Source organism: Variovorax atrisoli 110B (assembly GCF_000382045.1).
In the GTDB taxonomy this organism is placed as follows: domain Bacteria; phylum Pseudomonadota; class Gammaproteobacteria; order Burkholderiales; family Burkholderiaceae_C; genus Variovorax; species Variovorax atrisoli.
On sequence record NZ_KB907454.1, the window covers coordinates 335,434 to 352,638 of the forward strand.

A 17,205-nucleotide genomic window follows, 5' to 3' on the forward strand; every position below is an offset into this window, starting at 1 on the left:
CCTCACAACGCACCAAAGAAGGAATCCTGACATGGGTTGGCGCAACACGATCGACGCCTGGGGCCGGGCCTCGATGCTCTTCCACTGGGCCACAGCCGCGGCCTTCATCACCGCGTACGTGGTCGTGTACTACGTGATCTGGTTCGTCGATCCGCAGACCAGCATCAAACCGGCGCTTTTCGGCACCACGCCGAATCCCGACCGGGTGGTGCCGCTGCTCAACATCCATTGGGTGCTGGGCCTGTCCATCGGCTTCCTCACGCTGCCCAGGCTCGTGTGGCGCATCGCCGGCGGCGTGCCGCGACATGTCGCGGGCTCGCGTCTGGAGGGTCTGTCGGCCGACGCGGCGCACTGGGCGCTCTACGCCATCCTGATCCTGATGCCGCTGTCGGGCTACATGACGACCTACGACCCGACCGACTTCGGGCTGTTCGTGATCCCGGCCTGCCGCGACACCGCCATCGCAGGCGCGATACGCGACGCCTTCGGGCTGTCCGTGGCGCAGCTGGAAGATGCGGCCTGGGCGGTGCACAGCTTCATCGGCGCCTGGCTGGCCTGGCCGCTGGTGGTGCTGCACGTCGGGGCCGCGCTGCTGCACCACTTCGTGCGCAAGGACGCCGTGCTGCGGCGCATGCTTCCGCTGCGCCGCAGCGCCGGCTGATCCACTTCCCGCTCCGTCACTCGACCCGCACCACGACGCACCGCATCGCGGTGCGTTGCGGCGTGGAGCTGCGTCGTACGGCGCCGTACAGCCACGCCTGAAGCGGCGCGATCGCGCGACCGCAAGCAGATGCCGATCTCGGATAACGGCCGGCATCGCCTCCCTCCGATAGTCCAAAGACCCCACTGCCGGTTGGTAAAGCGGGCATCGGCGCAGCCCGGGCACGGTCCCGTCGATCCGTATCCACACACCTCGAATCTTCCTCTTTCAGGAGTTCCCATGACCCAGCACTGTGCAAGAACCCTTCGCCCTCTCGCCCTGGCGGCGGCCATCGCCGTCGGCCTGCTCTGCCCCGGTTTCTCCGCCATGGCGGCGCCCGATGCGGCTCAGCTCGACAAGCTCACGCCTTCGGGCGCCCAGCGCGAGGGCAACGCCGACGGCAGCATTCCCGCCTGGCAGGGCGCGGAGCCGCCGCTGGCCGGCTGGGAGTGGGGCAAGCTGCGGCGCGACTTCTGGAAGCACAAGGACGAGAAGCCGCTGTTCACCATCGATGCGGCCAACGTCGACAAGTACGCCGACAAGCTCTCGGCCGGCCAAGTCGCCATGCTCAAGCAGCGCAAGGACTACCGCATGGACGTCTATCCGTCGCACCGCACCTGCGGCGTGCCGGACTTCGTGGCCGCCAACACGCGCAAGAACGTGGGCACCGCCCGCCTCAACGACGACGGCTGGAGCCTGAAGGAGGCGACCGTGCCGGGCTATCCGTTCCCCCTTCCCTCCAACGGCGTGGAAGCGATGTGGAACTCCAAGATGCGCTACCGCGGCGTGGGCGTCGACTACAAGGGCACCATCACCGCCGTCTCGCCGCGCCGCGGCAGCACGGAGTGGATCCGCGCCGATTCGGAGCAGACGGTATTCATTCCCTCGGGCGCCAAGGGCTCGCAGCAGCTGTCCTCGCTGCCGCAGGTGGAGTTCTACGTGTACTTCGCCTACACCTCGCCCGCCGCGCTGGCCGGGCAGGCCCTGGCGATCACCCAGTACCTGAACCAGGCCGAGAACGAGACCTTCTACTACTTCCCCGGCCAGCGCCGCGTGCGCCGCATGCCGACCTACTCGCACGACTCCCCGCAGATCGGCATGGAGAACCAGTACACGCTGGACGAGCCGCAGGTATTCAACGGCGCGCTCGACCGCTTCGACTGGAAGCTGGTGGGCAAGAAGGAAATCTACGTCCCCTACAACGCCTTCGGCGCCTACGACTTCAAGGCCAAGTTCGAGGACGTGGCGCGCGACGACTTCATTGCGCAGTCGCATCGCCGCTATGAACTGCACCGCGTGTGGGTGGTGGAGGCCACCGTCAAGGCCGGCATGCGCCATTCGGCACCCAAGCGCACCGTCTACCTCGACGAGGACAGCTGGGCGCCGCTGCTGATGGACGACTTCGACGGGCAGAACAAGCTCGCCAAGATGCGCGAGGGCTTCCTCATCCCGGTGTACGAGACGGGCTCCTGCGACGCGATGGCCATGGTGCAGAACAACCTGGCCGAAGGCCGCTACGTCTTCGACACGCACACCGCGGGCGTCGGCAAGGACATCCGCTGGTTCACCGAACCGACCGGTCCGCGCATGCGCTCGGGTTTCTACACGGCCGACAACCTGCGCGCCATCAGCGAGCGCTGATCTGCGCGCTTCGAACGACGACAACAAGCCCCGAGGAGAAGAACTGATGAACTTCACCGCCCGCCCCTCCAGCACCCTCGCCCGGCTGAGCGCCGTGCCCGCCGCCTGCCTGCTCGCCGCGACGGGAGCTGCCCATGCCTTCACCTTCGAGACCGACAACGTTCGAGGGAGCTTCGATTCCACCATCACCATCGGCACCGGCATCCGCGTCAAGGACCCCTCCTGCACGCTCGTCATCCAGGGCGCCGTGGGCGTCGGCGCACCCGCCGGCTGCCTGGCGCCGACTTCGTCGATGGGCGACCAGGGCAACCTGAACTACCGCAAGGGCGATGCCTTCACCACCTACGTCAAGGGCAGCCACGAGCTGCTTTTGAAGATGCCCGATGACATCACCTTCCTCGGGCGGGTGAACTGGGTCCGCGACCTCACGGCCACCCGCACCTCCGGCTACACCAGCGCCGCCGCGACGCAGTACCTGCCCGACGGCTTGGCCAGCGACGCGCGCAGCGACCTGCGCTTCAAGGCCCGGCTGCTGGACTTCTGGGTGAGCAAGACCTTCCAACTCGGCGGCGAGACGGCACGCGTGCGCGTGGGCAACCAGGTGATCAGCTGGGGGGAAAGCCTCTTCCTGCCGGGCGGCATCAACTCCACCAACGCGCTGGACATCATGCGGCTGTCGCAGCCGGGCACGCAGCTGAAGGAGGCGGTGCTGCCTGCTCCCATCGCGAGTTTCGCCACCGGCCTGGGCCACGGCCTCAACTTCGAGGCCTACGTGCAGTCGCGGTGGAACGGCAACTACATGGCACCCACCGGCTCCTACTGGTCGGTGGCCAACGGCATGGGCAAGGGCCACGACGCCTACGGGCTGATCGAGACAAAGCCGAAGAACAGCGGGCAGTGGGGCACCGCCCTGAAGTGGCAGCCCGAGGGCACGCAGCTGAACCTGGGTGCCTACGTAATGAACTACAACGACAAGTCGTTGAACTTCAGCACCAATGCGGGCGGCACCGGCCGCCCAGGGTGGGCCTACCCGGAGAACCGCCGCCTCTACGGCCTGAGCGCCAACATGCCGGTGGGCGACTGGTCGGTGGGCACAGAGCTCTCTTACCGCCCGCGCGATGCCGTGGCGCTGAACCCGGCGGCCAGCGGTTGCTCGTTCAACCACGGCAACTGCTGGGTCGACGAGAAGAAGCTGCAGTGGCACCTGACCGGCATGCTAAGCCTTACGCCGAACAACGCGGGCGGTGTGCTGCGCGCTCTCGGCGCGGACACCGCGACGCTGATGGCCGAGGCCGTGGTGGTGCGCTATCCCAACCTCAAGAAGTACTACGGGTCCGATCCGATCGCCGCGGGCGCGTGGGGCTGGGGCCAGGAGTTCAGCGCCGTGGGCACGCCGCAGCCGGTGGGCTCCAAGACGGCGTGGGGCTACAACCTGGACTTCAGCTGGGTCTACGATGGCTCGTTGATCCCCGGCTGGCAAGTGATTCCCGAGGTGTACTACTTCCAGGCCGTGAAGGGCCGTACGCCCAACGGCGCGGGGCAGCTGATGGAAGGCGCCAAGTCCGTCAATCTCGTCGTGACCTTCGTGCAGAACCCGGCGAAGTGGCAGGCCTCGATCAACTACGCGGCCTTCTTCGGCGGCAAGCGCGTGTTCGACCAGCCCTATCGCGACCGCAACTTCGTGGGCCTCACCCTGTCGCGCAACTTCTGACCCGTCGCGCCGCGCACCGCCCGCGCGGCGGTGGCGGCGCCGTCTGCTGAAAGCACTCCGTGTCCGATCCCAATCACTCTTCCGCCCCCGCCTCCAAGCTGCAGCGCGCCGTGCAGCGCTTCGAGACTTTCTGCTTCTCGCACCGCCGCGGCATCCTCATCGCGCTGGCTCTGTTCACGCTCGCCATGGCGTGGTTCGCAGCGCAGCTGCGCATGGACGCGGGCTTCGACAAGCAGATGCCCTTGGGCCACGAGTACATCCAGACCTTCCAGACCTACCGCGAGGACGTGCTGGGCGCCAACCGGCTCAACGTGGTGGTCAGGGCCCGTCACGGCACCATCTGGACCGCGCCGGCCCTCAGGCGGCTGTACGAGGTGACCCAGGCCGTCACCTACCTGCCGGGTATCGAGCGGCTGGGCGTGCAGTCGATGTGGACGCCCAACAGCTTCGTCAACGAGATCACCGAGGAAGGCTTTCGCGCCGATCCGCTGATCGACGCCACCATCACACCCGAGCGGCTCACGCCGGAGATCATCGCCGGCATCCAGCGCGCGGCCGCGCAGGGCGGCTTCATCGGCACGCTGGTCTCGCGCGACCAGACCAGCGCGATGGTCACGGCCGAGCTGGCGGAGTACGACGCGCAGGGCCGCAAGCTGGACTACGTGGCCTACAACCATCTGCTCGAAGAGAAGATCCGCGCTCGCTTCGAGGACGGCGACTTCGAGGTCCAGATCATCGGCTTCGCCAAGCAGATCGGCGACATCGCCGACGGCGCGCAGTCGGTGCTCAAGTTCTGCCTGATCGCGCTGCTGCTCACCGCCGGGGCGGTGTACTGGTATTGCCGCTCGGTGCGCTTCACGCTGCTGCCCATCGCTTGCTCGCTAGCCTCGCTGGTGTGGCAGTTCGGCACCCTGCGGCTGCTGGGCTTCGGGCTCGATCCGCTCGCGGTGCTGGTGCCCTTTCTGGTGTTCGCCATCGGCGTGTCGCACGGCGTGCAGCAGATCAACTACATCGTGCGACGCATCTCGCAGGGCCACACCACCTACGAGGCCTGCCGCGACAGCTTCGGCGGGCTGCTGATCCCGGGCACGCTGGCGCTGGTGACGGCCTTCGTCTCCTTCGTCACGCTGCTGATGATCCCGATCCCGATGGTGCGCGAGCTGGCCATCGCGGCCTCGCTGGGCGTGGCCTACAAGATCGTGACCAACCTCGTCATGCTGCCGGTGGCCGCCTCCTTCTTCGAGGTGAGCCGCGACTTCGCCGACCAGGCCCTGCTGCAGCGCGAGCGCCGCTCGGGCTGGCTGCGCGTGCTGGCCCGGCTCGCCAAGCCGCGCGCGGCGGCCGTGATGCTGCTGGTCACGGCGGTGGTGTTCGGTGCCGCCGTGTGGCAAAGCCGCGACCGCGTGGTCGGCACCTTGCAGCCCGGCGCGCCGGAGCTGCGCGAGGACGCCCGCTTCAACCGCGACGCCGCGTCCATCGCAAGCAATTTCGACACGGGCCTGGACTGGCTGACCGTGGTCTTCGAGGCACCGCCCGAGAGCTGCGGCAACGTGAACATCGGGCTCTACCAGGACCGCTTCGTCTGGGCGATGCAGCCGGTGGAGGGTGTGCTCTCGATCTCGTCGTACGCCGGGCAGCTGCGGCTGTACAACGAGGGCTACAACGAAGGCAACCCCAAGATGGCCGTGGTGCCCATCGATTCGGCCAACTACGCCGCCCTTTCCACCGAGATCGCCCGCATCCGCGGGACCATGCGCAAGGACTGCAGCATGACGGCAGTGAACCTCTTCCTGACCGACCACAAGGCCACCACCATCCAGCGCGTGATCGACGCGGTGAAAGCCTTCCGCGACGGCCACGCCATGCCCGGTGTGAACATTCGTCTGGCCGCCGGCAATGCCGGCGTGCTCGCGGCCATCGACGACGAGGTGGAGAAGAGCGAGCTGCCCATGATGCTGTACGTGTACGCGGCGATCGTGGTGCTGGTGTTCCTGGTCTACCGCGACCTGCGCGCCGTGGCGGCCTGCTGCCTGCCGCTCACGGTGGGCACCTTCATCGGCTACTGGTTCATGAAGGAGCTGCAGATCGGCCTCACGGTGGCGACCCTGCCGGTGATGGTGCTGGCCGTGGGCATCGGCGTGGACTACGCCTTCTACATCTACAACCGCCTGCTGATGCACATGGCCGCGGGCCAGACCATCGTCAAGTCCATCGAGCATGCGATCCTGGAAGTGGGCACGGCCACCATTTTCACCGCCATAACGCTGGCCGTGGGCGTGGCGACATGGTCGTTCTCGCAGCTGAAGTTCCAGGCCGACATGGGCAAGCTGCTGGCCTTCATGTTCATGGTGAACATGGTGATGGCAATGACCGCCCTGCCCGCCATGGCGGTATGGCTCGAAAGGATCTTCCCGCGCCGCAAGCCGGTGCGGGCGACAGGGCTGCAGCACCACTGACATCCATCTGACAATCGAAGATGAAATCGACTTCCCTCCTTGTGCGTACGGCATTGGCCGGCGCTCTCGTTTCACTGTCGCTGGCCTGCGCAGCACAGGCACCTCAGGAAAAAGAGCCCGCCGCCGCCAACGATGGCACCCCCGTGCTGGTTCCCGCGGTTCGCGCCGCGCATGCCTCCCGCGCCACGATGCTTGCCAGCACCCGCGCGGGCGAGCGCATCGTCGCCGTGGGCGACCACGGCGTGGTGCTGCTGTCGGACGACGGCGGCCGCAATCACCGACAGGCGCGCCAGATGCCAGTGGACGTGGCGCTGACCTCGGTGTCCTTCATCGATGCCCGGCAGGGCTGGGCCGCGGGCCACTGGGGTGTGATCTTGCACACCACGGACGGGGGCGAGACCTGGCAGGTGCAGCGCAGCGATGCGGCGCAGGACCGCCCGCTCTTCGCCGTGCACTTCTTCGACGAGAAGCAGGGCGTCGCCGTGGGCCTGTGGTCGCTGGTGTTGCGCACCGAGGACGGCGGCGAACACTGGCAGCCCGTCGAACTGGCGCCGCCAGAGGGTGGCAAGCGCGCCGACCTCAACCTGTTCGGGCTGTTCGCCGATGCGCGCGGTCAGCTGTTCGCCCCGGGCGAGCGCGGCATGGTGCTGCGCTCGGACGACAAGGGCCGCAGCTGGAAGTACATGAAGACCGGCTATGCGGGCTCCTTCTGGAGCGGCATCGCAGCCCCCAGCGGCGGCCTGCTGGTGGCGGGGCTGCGTGGCTCGATGTACCGCAGCGTCGACGACGGTGGCAGCTGGCAGCGCGTGGACACGCACACGGAGTCGTCCATCACCGCGCTTGCCCGCGCCGGCAAGAAGATCGTCGGTGTTGGCCTCGACGGCCTGGTGTTAAGCAGCGAAGACGGCGGTGTGAGCTTCACCGCCAGCACGCGCGAAGACCGCCTGCCTCTGACGAGCGTGGCGCTGGGCGATCAGGGCGGTGCGACGTTGTATTCGCGCCAGGGCGTGGTGGCAGCCGCCGGTGCCAAGGAACCGTCGGCGCGCTGAGCGCCGCGGACCCGGCAGGAACGCAGGCTACTGGCGGAACACGCCCTCGGCGGCCGTCTCGGCGAGCGCCCGTCGATCATTGGGCGTCTCGAGCTTGCGCACGCCGTCGGGCAGCACGGCCGGATCGCCTTTCCTGCCGACGGCCACGACCGTCTCGATGGCATAGCCCTGCGGCAGCTGGATCGCAGCGCGCAGCTTTTCGGCATCGAAGCCGGCCATCGCATGCGCCGACCAGCCCGACAGCGTGGCCTGGAACGCGAGGCTGGCCCAGGCGGCGCCGGCATCGAAGGAGTGCCACTGGTTGGGGGCGGCCTCGGTGCGCCCCGGGAACAGGGCCTCGCGCTGCGAGACCACCACCACCAGCGCGGCGGCGCGCTTCGTCCACATCTGGTTGAACTCGACGAGGCTGTCGAAGATGGGCTGCCACGCGGGCGTGTCGCGGCGCGCGTAGATGAAGCGCCAGGGCTGCACGTTGTACGCCGAGGGCGCCCAGCGGGCCGCTTCGAGCAGGCTCATGAGCGCGGGTTCGGCGATGGTCTCTTCGGCGAAGGCGCGCGGCGACCACCGGTTGGTGAACAGCGGGTCGATGGGATGGGCGGATTGGCGGGGATTGTTCATTGAAGACTCCAGGGAGACGATGAAAGAAGATGCGGCACGCCGGTGCCGCGCAGAGGTGCGCCGCGAAGTTGCCGCGCGAAAAACACGAAGAACGCGAAGGCGCTTCAGCCGGGCATCAGGCGATGCCGGCCATGTTGATGTACTTGATGACCAGGTAGTCCTCGATGCCGTGGCGCGAGCCCTCGCGGCCGAGGCCCGACTGCTTGACGCCGCCGAAGGGCGCGACCTCGTTGCTGATGAGGCCGGTGTTGACGCCGACCATGCCGTACTCCAGCTGCTCGGCCACGCGCCAGACGCGGCCCAGGTCGCGGGCGTAGAAGTAGCTCGCCAGGCCGAACTCGGTGTCGTTGGCCATGCGAACGACCTCTGACTCGTCACGGAAACGGAAGAGCGGCGCAAGGGGACCGAAGGTTTCTTCGCGCGCCACCGTCATCGCCTGCGTCACGCCGGTCAGCACGGTGGGTTCGAAGAAGCTGCCGCCCAGCGCATGGCGGCGTCCGCCGCTGAGCACCTGTGCGCCTTTTGCCATTGCGTCGGCCAGGTGCTCCTCCACCTTGCGCACGGCGGCCTCGTCGATCAGCGGGCCGATGCGCACGCCCTCCTGGTCGCCGGGGCCGACCTTCAGCGCGCGCAGCGCCTCGGCCAGCTTCTGCGCGAAGGCGTCGTAGACGCGCTCGTGCACGTACAACCTGTTGGCGCACACGCAGGTCTGGCCGGCATTGCGGAATTTCGAAATGATCGCGCCCTCGACCGCCGCGTCCAGGTCTGCGTCGTCGAAGACGATGAAGGGCGCGTTGCCGCCCAGCTCCATCGACACCTTCTTGACGGTGGCCGCCGTCTGTTGCATCAGCAGCCGCCCCACCTCGGTGGAGCCGGTGAAGCTGAGCTTGCGCACCACGGGGTTGGTCGCCAGCTCGGTGCCGATGTCGCCGGCGGATCCGGTCACCACCGACAGCACGCCCGCGGGCACGCCGGCGCGTTCGGCCAGCACCGCCAGTGCCAGTGCCGTGAGCGGCGTCTGGCTCGCAGGCTTGACCACCATCGTGCAGCCGGCCGCGAGCGCGGGGCCGGCCTTGCGCGTGATCATCGCCGCAGGGAAGTTCCATGGCGTGATGGCTGCGCACACGCCGACCGGCTCGCGCACGACCACGATGCGCTGCGAGGCCACGGGCGAAGGAATAGTCTCGCCATACACGCGCTTGGCTTCTTCGCCGAACCACTGAATGAAGGAGGCCGCATAGGCGATCTCGCCGCGCGCTTCCGCCAGCGGCTTGCCCTGCTCGGCCGTCATGATGCGCGCCAGGTCTTCCTGGTTCTGCAGGATGAGCGCGTGCCAGCGCGCGAGGATGGCCGAGCGCTCGTGCGCGGTGCGGCGGCGCCACTGCGGCCAGGCGGCTTCTGCTGCCTCAATGGCGCGTCGCGTGGCGGCGGCGTCCAGCCGGGGCACGTGCGCGATCAGCGCGCCGGTGGCGGGGTTGGTGACGGCGATGGTCCGCTCGGCGGATATCCATTCGCCCGCCACCAGGCATTGCTCGCGCAGCAGCGAGGGGTCGTCGAGAGTCAGCATGGGGTTCCGATTCAGATCTGTGTGATGAGCTTGGTACTGAGAAAAGTGTCGAAGGACTCCGTGCCGCCTTCGCTGCCAAAGCCGCTGTCCTTCACACCGCCGAAGGGCAGCTCCGGATGCGCCATGCCCGAATGGTTGATGTTCACCATACCGGCCTCAAGGCCGTCGCCCACGCGGGTCGCGGTTTGCAGCGAACGGGTAAAGACATAGCTCGCCAGACCGAAGGGCAATGCATTGGCCTGCTGCAGCGCCTCTTCGACGGTGTCGAAGCGCGACAGCGCGGCGATGGGGCCGAATGGCTCTTCGTGCATCACGCGCGCATCGGCGGGCACGTTGGCCAGCAGCGTCGGCGCATGGAAGTGGCCTTGCACTCCGATGCGTGTGCCGCCCGACAGCATCTCGGCGCCGCGCGTGCGGGCGTCCTCGACCAACGTCTGCACGGCCTGGAAGCGGCGCTCGTGGATCAGCGGGCCCATCTGCACGCCATCCTCCAGACCGTGGCCCACCTTCACCGCGCCCAGCGCATCGGCGAAGGCTGCGGCAAAGCGGTCGTGCACGCCCGACTGCACATGGAAGCGCGTCGGCGACACACAGACCTGGCCGGCGTTGCGCGTCTTCAGCCGCACCAGCAAGGCCACGGCGGCGTCCACGTCGGCATCGTCGAAGACCAGCACCGGCGCATGGCCGCCCAGCTCCATCGTCATGCGCTTCATGTGCTGGCCAGCCAGCGCGGCCAGCTGCCGGCCCACCGGCACCGAGCCGGTGAAGGAGACCACGCGCACCAGCGGCGACTCGATGAGCTGGCGCGAGATGTCCGCCGGCACGCCCCACAGCAGGTTGAACACGCCCGGTGGCAGGCCCGCATCGTGAAAGAGCCGCGCCATGGCCACCAGCGCGCTGGGCGATTCTTCCGGCCCCTTGAGCACGATGGGGCAGCCAGCCGCGATGGCGGCGGCGGCCTTCTTCATCGCCTGGCCGAAGGGAAAGTTCCACGGGCTGAAGGCGGCGCACACGCCCACCGGCTCGCGCACCACCAGCTGGCGCACGCCGGGCTGGCGTGCGGACACTACGCGGCCGTAGACGCGGCGGCCCTCCTCCGCGTGCCACTCGATGTGCTCCGCGGCGTTCATCACCTCGGCCACGGCGTCGGCCAGTGGCTTGCCGTTGTCCAGCGTCATGGCGCGGCCGATCTCCGGCGCGCGCTCGCGCGCCAGCGCGGCCACGCGGCGCAGCAGGTCCGAGCGTTCGAGCGGCGACACGCGCCGCCAGCCGGCGAAGGCCGCATGGGCGGCCTGCACGGCGGCCTCGACGTCTTCGGCCTCGGCCCATGGCAGCAGGCCCAGCGGCTGCAGCGTTGCGGGATCGTGCACGGCCTGTGTGCGCCGGCCCTGCGCGTCGATGAAGCGGCCGGCGATATAGAGCGAGAGTTCTGGGTACATGGTGAGAGGGCCCGCTTCGCGGGTGTTTGGGCGCGGTTCGCGCGAGGCTTCAGGCCGCCAGGGCCTCGGCCTGCACGAGGGATTGATTGGCTGCAGCCTGCGGCTGCGCCTTGTCGTCGGGGGCCAGCACGGCATCGCAGAAGCTGCCCAGTTCGGCCGCGGCGTCGGCACGGCGGCCTACGGCGGCGATGAAGCGGTCGGGGCGGATCAGCACCCAGTCCACGTCCTTGCCGTGGAACCAGAAATGCAGCGTGTTCTCCAGGTCCTCTATCACCGTGCCCGAAAGCTGCCCGGGCATCGGCGAGCCGGCCTCGTTGCCCATGCTGCGCGAGCGCACAGCCACATAGTGGTCGCAGCCCAGCCGGGCGAGCTGCGCGTGCAGCGCGGCGGGCGCGCCGGCCAGCGCATCGCAGCGCCAGCTCAGCAGCGCGAAGCGCGCACCGACCACGTCGTCGAGCTTCTGCGGCAGGCCGCGCTCGCGCTCCACGTTGGGCTGGATGAACATGCGGCCCACGAGCGCGTCGCGCCCGACCACGCCGCTGTTGCGCACGATGCCCTTCGCGAAGCGCGGCATGGGCTTGAACTTCATTTGCAGCACGTAGTCGCGCATCTTCGGAATGTTCCGGATCGCCATGAAGAAGCGATCACGCGCCCAGGCCAGCAGCGGGTTGCGCTGCGACAGCACGGCGCCGAAGGCGTCGGCCAGGTCGATCATGGCCTTGGCATGGCCATGGCGCTCGTCGTGGTAGCTGGCCAGCAGCTCGGGCCGCAGCCGGCCCTGGAGGATCCAGGCGAGCTTCCAGCCCAGGTTGAACGCATCGCGCAGGCCGGCGTTGAGGCCCTGGCCGATCCACGGCGGCGTGATGTGCGCGGCATCGCCCGCCAGGCAGACGCGCCCCGCGACGAAGCTGCCCGCGACGCGCGAGTTGTGGGTGTAGACGCGCGCCCGGATCACATTCAGCGCCGCCGGGTCGGCCACGTGCCGGCCCAGCAGCTCGCTCACCTTGTCAGGCGCGAGCATCTGCTCGCCGTCCTCCCCGGGAAAGAGCATGAACTCCCAGCGCCGCAGCCCATAGGGCAGGCGCAGGCAGACATAGGGGCGATCGGGTTCGCAGTGCAGCGCGGTGTAGGGCGCGTCGAGCGGATCCTGGTCACATTCGATCACCACCCACTTGGCCGGGTGGGTGCGCCCCTCGTAGGACAGCCCCAGCATCTCGCGCACCGCGCTGCGCCCGCCGTCGCAGGCCACTGCGTAGGCGGCGCGCACCTGTTGCTCGGCGCCGGCCTCATCGCGCAGGGTGGCGGTGACGCCTGCCTCGTTCTGCACCAGGCCCACCAGCTCCAGGCCGAGCCGCAGCTGCACGTGGTCGAAGCGCGCCAGGCCGCGGCGCAGCGTCTTCTCACCCAGGGGCTGCGAGAACAGGTTGCGGCGGAACCAGCCGAACTCGCGCGTGCTGGGCAGGATCTCGGCGAAGCATTGCTTGCGCGCGGTGTACATGCGCATGGGCACGTTCTGGATCATGTCGCGCAGCATCTCCTCGGCGAGGCCGGTGGCCTGGAAGGTGCGCAGGGCCTCGTCGTCCAGCCCCACCGCGCGCGGAAAGTCGAACACCGCCGTGCTGCGCTCGACCACCAGGGTCTGCACGCCATAGGTCCCCAGCAGGTTGGCCAGCGTCACGCCGACCGGGCCGGCGCCGATGATGAGGACGGGGGCTTCCACCGAAGCGCTCATGAAAACTCCTTGGGACTTGGACGGGAAAGGCGGCCTGCGCGAGCGCCTCAGGCGGCCGAGAGCAGCCGGCTCTCCTGGCGCACCAGCAGATGCCGCACCTGCTTTCGGAATTCGGCGAAGGCCGAGTCGGCCATCAGCGCGGCACGGCGGCGCGCGCGTTCGTCGAGGCTGTCGAAAGCCCAGTGGAAGACCAACTGGTTGATGTCGCCGCTCTCCGGTGTCATCAACGCCACCAGCTGCCCGAGCGTGCGGATCTGCAGCTCGCGGCCGCACTCGTTGTAGATGCGCAGGTAGTCGCGCACGCCGCCGGGCACGAGGGTGTAGGTTCTGAGTTCGTGGATCATGGATTGGACTGGCCCGCTGCGGCCGCCTCGGGCCGCTTCAGGAAGGTGGTGACGGCCTCGGCGAAGAGCGCCGGCTGGTCGTCGTGGACGTAGTGGCCCGCATCGGGAATCTCGCGCGTGGAGATGCGCGGATTGAGCGTGCGCATGTGCTCGGCCATGGCCGGCTGGAGGTAGTCGGAGCGACCGCCGCGCACCACGAGGGTCTCGCACTGCAGCTGCTTCACATAGGCGGCGAGGTCCACCTGACGGGTGGGGTCCGGGTTCAGGCGCGTGGCGGCGATGCCCGCATGGTCGTAGCGCCAGGTGAAGCCACCGCCGCTCATGGGCTTGAGCATGCTCTGCAGCCGCTGCTGGCGCGCTTCCTCCGTCACCGTGGGGCGCAGCGCGCGCATGAACGCGGCGGCTTCGTCCCAGGAAGCGAAGGCGGTGGGCGTGCTCGCCAGTTCTCTGCGGATGCGGGTGGCACCGTCGCTGGCGTCGAATGCACCGGGGCCGGCGTCCTCGATCACCAGCCGGCGAACCTGGCCGGTATGCCGCGCGGCGTACACGATGGCGTTGATGCCGCCCATCGAATGGCCGAGCAGGTCGAAACGCTGCAGGTTCAACTGCGCCACCAGCGCCTCGATGTCGGCGACGTAGGTGTCGATGTAGTAGTCGTGCCTTGGGTCCCAGTCGGTCTCGCCGCGGCCGCGCTGGTCAATGGCGATCACGCGGAACCCGGGCTGCAGCGTCGCCGCGATGCCCACGAAGGTCTCGGCATAGCCGCGGATGCCATGCAGCATCAGCACCGGCCAAGCATCGGGCTCGCCCCATTCGGTGACGTGGAAGCCCAGGCCGTCGTGGCTCAGGCGGTAATCGCGGCGCTGCATATGCGTTGCTCCGGCGGCGTTCAGACGAGGCCGTCCTCGCCCTTGATCTCCGAGGCCTTCAGGCCGCCCAGGCGCGCGTTGAGCCGCCCGCGCGTGGCGAAGGCCCAGATCAGCACCACTTCGTCGCGGTTGGGGCCGTCGCCGAACATGGCCGAGACGGTGTCGTAGTGCGAGCGAACGTACAGCGCATCCTTGTGCGCCAGCGGAATGTCGATGATGGTGCCGGGCCCGCCGCGCTTGCCGGTGGAAGGCACCCACGACTTGCCGCCGCCCACGCCTTCACGCACCGGGTTGGCTGCGGGGTTGGTCAGCAGCGCGTTGCCGTGCTCGTATTCGCCGTCGATGCCCACCAGGCAGGCCTTGCCGTAGCTCTCGATGGCTTGCCCGCCCGTGGCCTCGCGGATGCGGCGGCCGAACTCCTTGCCCAGCTCGGGCGAGGGCGCGATCCAGGACGACAGGTCTTCGACGTAGCGGCCCGCGAACGGGTTGCGCAGGCAGGCGGCGATGACGATCTTGCGCAGCGGCTCGCCGTCTGCGGGCGCGCCTGTCTCGCCGGCCAGGGTGTCCTCGATCTGGAGGTACCACTTGCGGATGTGGAAGGCGCTGAGGTCGGGGTTGCTCATGGTGATTGTGTCCAGGAATGGGAGTGGATGGGATGGATGTGTAGCAGGCAGTCGCTCACAGCGGTTGCAGGTCCAAGGCGTTGCTGGGCGCGTTGTATTCGCCCAGCAGGCGCTTGGCTTCCTCGTCGTCGTGGACGAGCTCAAGGAAGAACTCGAAGCGGTGGCCGTCGGGGTCGTGGAAGTACAGGCCGTAGCCGACCTTGTGGTCGGTGGTCTTGACCACCTCGACGTTCTTGCGCAGCAACATGCCGTAGAGCCGGCGCAGATCGTCCAGGCCGCCCTCGATCTCCAGGCCGTAGTGCTGCATGTTCACGGTGCCGCGGCTGGCGGCCTCGGGCTCGTCCACCTGGATGAGCGCGATGTCGTGGTGCTTCTGCCCGAAGGAGAGGAACACCCATCGCGCTCCGCGCGCCGTGACCTGCATGCCCAGCACTTCCTCGTACCAGGGGGCGGAGGCGAAGGGGTCCTTCACGAACAGCGCCAGGTGCGTGCGGCGAATGCGCGGACGGACCTCTGCGACAGTGCTGCCGGTGACGTCGGCGTGCGAGGGGTTGCGGGTGTTCATGGCCGGCCTCCGTGCTTCAGTGGATGGACTGCGGATGCGCGTGCACCGGCGCCACGAAGGGCGTCCACGCCACCGAGGTGATCTCGCTGAAGTCGCGCCACTCCTTGAACCAGCTGCGCCCGCCGTTGGTGGAGCGCAGCAGGTGGCCGTACTTGGTGCCTGCGAAGAGCAGCCCGCGGTCGCTCGGGTGCGAGCCGAAGGCCCACACGGTGGAATTGGGCGCGGTGTTCAAGAGCGTCGGCGCCCAGGTCTCGCCGCGGTCGGCCGAGCGGTAGATGCGCGTGCGCGAGCCCGGCGTGCCGTCGCCGAGGGCCAGCAGCAGTTCGCGGCCTTCGGCGTCCAGCGGCTGCACGGTGCGGGTGTAGTAAAGGCCGTCGAAGCGGTCCTTGGACGGATGGCAGACGAAGCTCCGGGCGTCGTCGACGCTTTCGCACACCGAGTTGACGGTGACCACGACGTGCTTGGCCGGCGCATCCTGCGTGGCCGGCAGCACCGAGATCGCGTGGATGTCGGAGTTGTTGATGCCGCGCCCGGGCGTGTCGATGCGCTCCCAGCTGTCGCCCGCATCGTGCGTGCGCCAGGCGCCGCCTTCTTCCACGCCGAACCAGGCTTCGCCGGCGCGCTGCGGGTGGAAGGCGATGGTGAGGATGCGCGGGCGGTGCACGCCGGAGCAGAACTCGGGCAGTTCCACGTCCAGCAGCTGCCAGCTCAGGCCGCCGTTGCGCGAGCGGTACATGCGCGCCCGCGAAGGTGCGCCGGTGCCGGCGAACACCAGCTGCGGGTCCAGCGGACTGAAGGCCAGGGCCCAGACGGTCTGGCCATCGGCCGGCGAAGCCATGCGCTGGAAGTGCGCACCGCCGTCGATCGACAGGCAGATGCCCACGTCGGCGCCCGCCAGCACGCGGCTGGGGTCCGACGGGTCCACGGCCAGGGCGCGCACCGTGCCGTCGAATTCGATGGCCTCCTTCAGGCCCAGGCGGTGCCAGGTGGCGCCGTCGTCCACGCTGCGCAGGATGCCCTGCCCTGCCGTGCCCACGAGAATGGTTCCGTTCATGTCTGCGACTCCTTGGATGGATGGCTCAGAGGAAGATGCCGCGCGTGATGCCGCCATCGACAGCGATGGATTCGCCGGTGATGGCGGCAGCGCGGCCCGAAGCGAGGAAGAGCACCACGTCGGCGATCTCGTTGACCTGCAGCACGCGGCGGATGGGCGTGGCCTTGGCATAGTTCGCCTCGACCTGCGCGGGCGTGAGGCCCTGCAGCTTCGCTTCCTTCGCGTAGAGCTCGTGGATGTGCGGCGTCTCGACCACGCCGGGGTGGATCACGTTGACCGTGATGCCAGAGGGTCCGAGCTGGTCCGACAGCGTCTTGGTCATGTGCGCCACGGCCACGTTGCGCATGCCCGAGAGCTGCTTGCTGCCGCGCCCGGTGAGGCCGCCGATGTTGATGATGCGGCCCCAGCCGCCCTTGCGCATGTACACCGCGCAAGCCTTGGCGAAGCGCATGTAGCCGACCACCTTGATGTCGATGTCCTGCAGCAGCCCTTCGGGGTCGGCGTTCTCGATCTCGCTGCGCACCAGGCCTCCCGGATGGGCTGCGCCGTTGACCAGGATGTCGATGCGGCCGAAGTGCGCCGCCGCCTTGTCAACCGCGGCCTGCACCTGCGCGGTGTCGCTCACGTCGGCGGGGGTGGCCAGCACCTCCACGCCGGTCTTGGCGGTGATTTCTCGCGCGGTTTCCTCCAGCGCGCCCTGGCTGCGCGCCACGATGGCCACGCGCACGCCCTCGGCCGCGAAGGCTTCCGCCACCGCACGGCCGATGCCCAGGCTGCCGCCCGTCACCACGGCCACTTTGCCCTTGAGTCTGAGATCCATGTTCGATTGCTCCTTGA

15 protein-coding genes are annotated in these 17,205 nt (G+C 68.6%); 5 read left to right on the top strand and 10 right to left on the bottom strand.

Going from position 1 to position 17,205, the window contains the following annotated elements:
* Positions 1–31: 31 nt before the first annotated feature.
* From G369_RS0117525 to G369_RS0117545, 5 genes are all read left to right on the top strand, one after another.
* Positions 32–661 (top strand): cytochrome b, encoded by a 630-nt coding sequence (locus tag G369_RS0117525; RefSeq protein WP_019655323.1) that lies wholly within the window; start codon positions 32–34, stop codon positions 659–661.
* A 279-nt stretch (positions 662–940) separates the two neighbouring features.
* Positions 941–2,341: a DUF1329 domain-containing protein gene (locus G369_RS0117530; protein ID WP_020723137.1), complete on the top strand. Its 1,401-nt coding sequence runs from the start codon at positions 941–943 to the stop codon at positions 2,339–2,341.
* A gap of 46 nt (positions 2,342–2,387) precedes the next feature.
* Positions 2,388–4,052, top strand: a complete 1,665-nt coding sequence (locus tag G369_RS0117535; RefSeq protein WP_019655325.1) for a DUF1302 domain-containing protein — start codon at positions 2,388–2,390, stop codon at positions 4,050–4,052.
* Between the two features lie 59 nt (positions 4,053–4,111).
* Positions 4,112–6,508 carry an efflux RND transporter permease subunit gene (locus G369_RS0117540; RefSeq protein ID WP_020723138.1) on the top strand — a complete coding sequence of 799 codons (2,397 nt, stop codon included), beginning with the start codon at positions 4,112–4,114 and terminating at the stop codon, positions 6,506–6,508.
* A gap of 20 nt (positions 6,509–6,528) precedes the next feature.
* A complete protein-coding gene (locus tag G369_RS0117545; RefSeq protein ID WP_038114989.1) occupies positions 6,529–7,557 on the top strand; it encodes a WD40/YVTN/BNR-like repeat-containing protein in 1,029 nt (342 codons plus the stop codon).
* A gap of 27 nt (positions 7,558–7,584) precedes the next feature.
* Here the strand turns inward: G369_RS0117545 and G369_RS0117550 are convergent, their stop codons facing one another.
* The 10 genes from G369_RS0117550 to G369_RS0117595 all read right to left on the bottom strand — a co-directional run bounded on the left by G369_RS0117550 (position 7,585) and on the right by G369_RS0117595 (position 17,188).
* Complete coding sequence (locus G369_RS0117550; protein ID WP_019655328.1) at positions 7,585–8,175, bottom strand: nitroreductase family protein; 591 nt, start codon at positions 8,173–8,175, stop codon at positions 7,585–7,587.
* Between the two features lie 115 nt (positions 8,176–8,290).
* Positions 8,291–9,742 carry an NAD-dependent succinate-semialdehyde dehydrogenase gene (locus G369_RS0117555; protein ID WP_019655329.1) on the bottom strand — a complete coding sequence of 484 codons (1,452 nt, stop codon included), beginning with the start codon at positions 9,740–9,742 and terminating at the stop codon, positions 8,291–8,293.
* 11 nt (positions 9,743–9,753) lie between these two features.
* Positions 9,754–11,181, bottom strand: coding sequence for an NAD-dependent succinate-semialdehyde dehydrogenase (locus tag G369_RS0117560; RefSeq protein ID WP_019655330.1), 1,428 nt, complete (start codon positions 11,179–11,181; stop codon positions 9,754–9,756).
* A 49-nt stretch (positions 11,182–11,230) separates the two neighbouring features.
* Positions 11,231–12,913, bottom strand: a complete 1,683-nt coding sequence (locus tag G369_RS0117565; protein WP_019655331.1) for a bifunctional 3-(3-hydroxy-phenyl)propionate/3-hydroxycinnamic acid hydroxylase — start codon at positions 12,911–12,913, stop codon at positions 11,231–11,233.
* A gap of 47 nt (positions 12,914–12,960) precedes the next feature.
* Positions 12,961–13,257 carry an NIPSNAP family protein gene (locus G369_RS0117570; protein WP_019655332.1) on the bottom strand — a complete coding sequence of 99 codons (297 nt, stop codon included), beginning with the start codon at positions 13,255–13,257 and terminating at the stop codon, positions 12,961–12,963.
* Positions 13,254–14,126, bottom strand: coding sequence for an alpha/beta fold hydrolase (locus G369_RS0117575; RefSeq protein WP_019655333.1), 873 nt, complete (start codon positions 14,124–14,126; stop codon positions 13,254–13,256). Before G369_RS0117575 ends, G369_RS0117570 begins: the two co-directional genes overlap by 4 nt.
* Before the next feature lie 20 nt (positions 14,127–14,146).
* Positions 14,147–14,749 carry an amino acid synthesis family protein gene (locus tag G369_RS0117580; RefSeq protein WP_019655334.1) on the bottom strand — a complete coding sequence of 201 codons (603 nt, stop codon included), beginning with the start codon at positions 14,747–14,749 and terminating at the stop codon, positions 14,147–14,149.
* Between the two features lie 55 nt (positions 14,750–14,804).
* Positions 14,805–15,314 (bottom strand): VOC family protein, encoded by a 510-nt coding sequence (locus G369_RS0117585; RefSeq protein ID WP_019655335.1) that lies wholly within the window; start codon positions 15,312–15,314, stop codon positions 14,805–14,807.
* A 16-nt stretch (positions 15,315–15,330) separates the two neighbouring features.
* The gene (locus G369_RS0117590) at positions 15,331–16,368 is read right to left on the bottom strand and encodes a WD40/YVTN/BNR-like repeat-containing protein (RefSeq protein ID WP_019655336.1); all 1,038 of its coding nucleotides are present in this window, start codon (positions 16,366–16,368) and stop codon (positions 15,331–15,333) included.
* 25 nt (positions 16,369–16,393) lie between these two features.
* Positions 16,394–17,188, bottom strand: coding sequence for an SDR family NAD(P)-dependent oxidoreductase (locus tag G369_RS0117595; RefSeq protein WP_019655337.1), 795 nt, complete (start codon positions 17,186–17,188; stop codon positions 16,394–16,396).
* Positions 17,189–17,205 lie beyond the last annotated feature (17 nt).

Coding starts and splice junctions, on each gene's coding strand:
- G369_RS0117580 (WP_019655334.1), bottom strand. CDS start 14,749: ATGAGCAACCCCGACCTCAGCGCCTTCCACATCCGCAAGTGGTACCTC.
- G369_RS0117550 (WP_019655328.1), bottom strand. CDS start 8,175: ATGAACAATCCCCGCCAATCCGCCCATCCCATCGACCCGCTGTTCACC.
- G369_RS0117525 (WP_019655323.1), top strand. CDS start 32: ATGGGTTGGCGCAACACGATCGACGCCTGGGGCCGGGCCTCGATGCTC.
- G369_RS0117565 (WP_019655331.1), bottom strand. CDS start 12,913: ATGAGCGCTTCGGTGGAAGCCCCCGTCCTCATCATCGGCGCCGGCCCG.
- G369_RS0117595 (WP_019655337.1), bottom strand. CDS start 17,188: ATGGATCTCAGACTCAAGGGCAAAGTGGCCGTGGTGACGGGCGGCAGC.
- G369_RS0117590 (WP_019655336.1), bottom strand. CDS start 16,368: ATGAACGGAACCATTCTCGTGGGCACGGCAGGGCAGGGCATCCTGCGC.
- G369_RS0117555 (WP_019655329.1), bottom strand. CDS start 9,742: ATGCTGACTCTCGACGACCCCTCGCTGCTGCGCGAGCAATGCCTGGTG.
- G369_RS0117585 (WP_019655335.1), bottom strand. CDS start 15,314: ATGAACACCCGCAACCCCTCGCACGCCGACGTCACCGGCAGCACTGTC.
- G369_RS0117570 (WP_019655332.1), bottom strand. CDS start 13,257: ATGATCCACGAACTCAGAACCTACACCCTCGTGCCCGGCGGCGTGCGC.
- G369_RS0117535 (WP_019655325.1), top strand. CDS start 2,388: ATGAACTTCACCGCCCGCCCCTCCAGCACCCTCGCCCGGCTGAGCGCC.
- G369_RS0117575 (WP_019655333.1), bottom strand. CDS start 14,126: ATGCAGCGCCGCGATTACCGCCTGAGCCACGACGGCCTGGGCTTCCAC.
- G369_RS0117545 (WP_038114989.1), top strand. CDS start 6,529: ATGAAATCGACTTCCCTCCTTGTGCGTACGGCATTGGCCGGCGCTCTC.
- G369_RS0117560 (WP_019655330.1), bottom strand. CDS start 11,181: ATGTACCCAGAACTCTCGCTCTATATCGCCGGCCGCTTCATCGACGCG.
- G369_RS0117530 (WP_020723137.1), top strand. CDS start 941: ATGACCCAGCACTGTGCAAGAACCCTTCGCCCTCTCGCCCTGGCGGCG.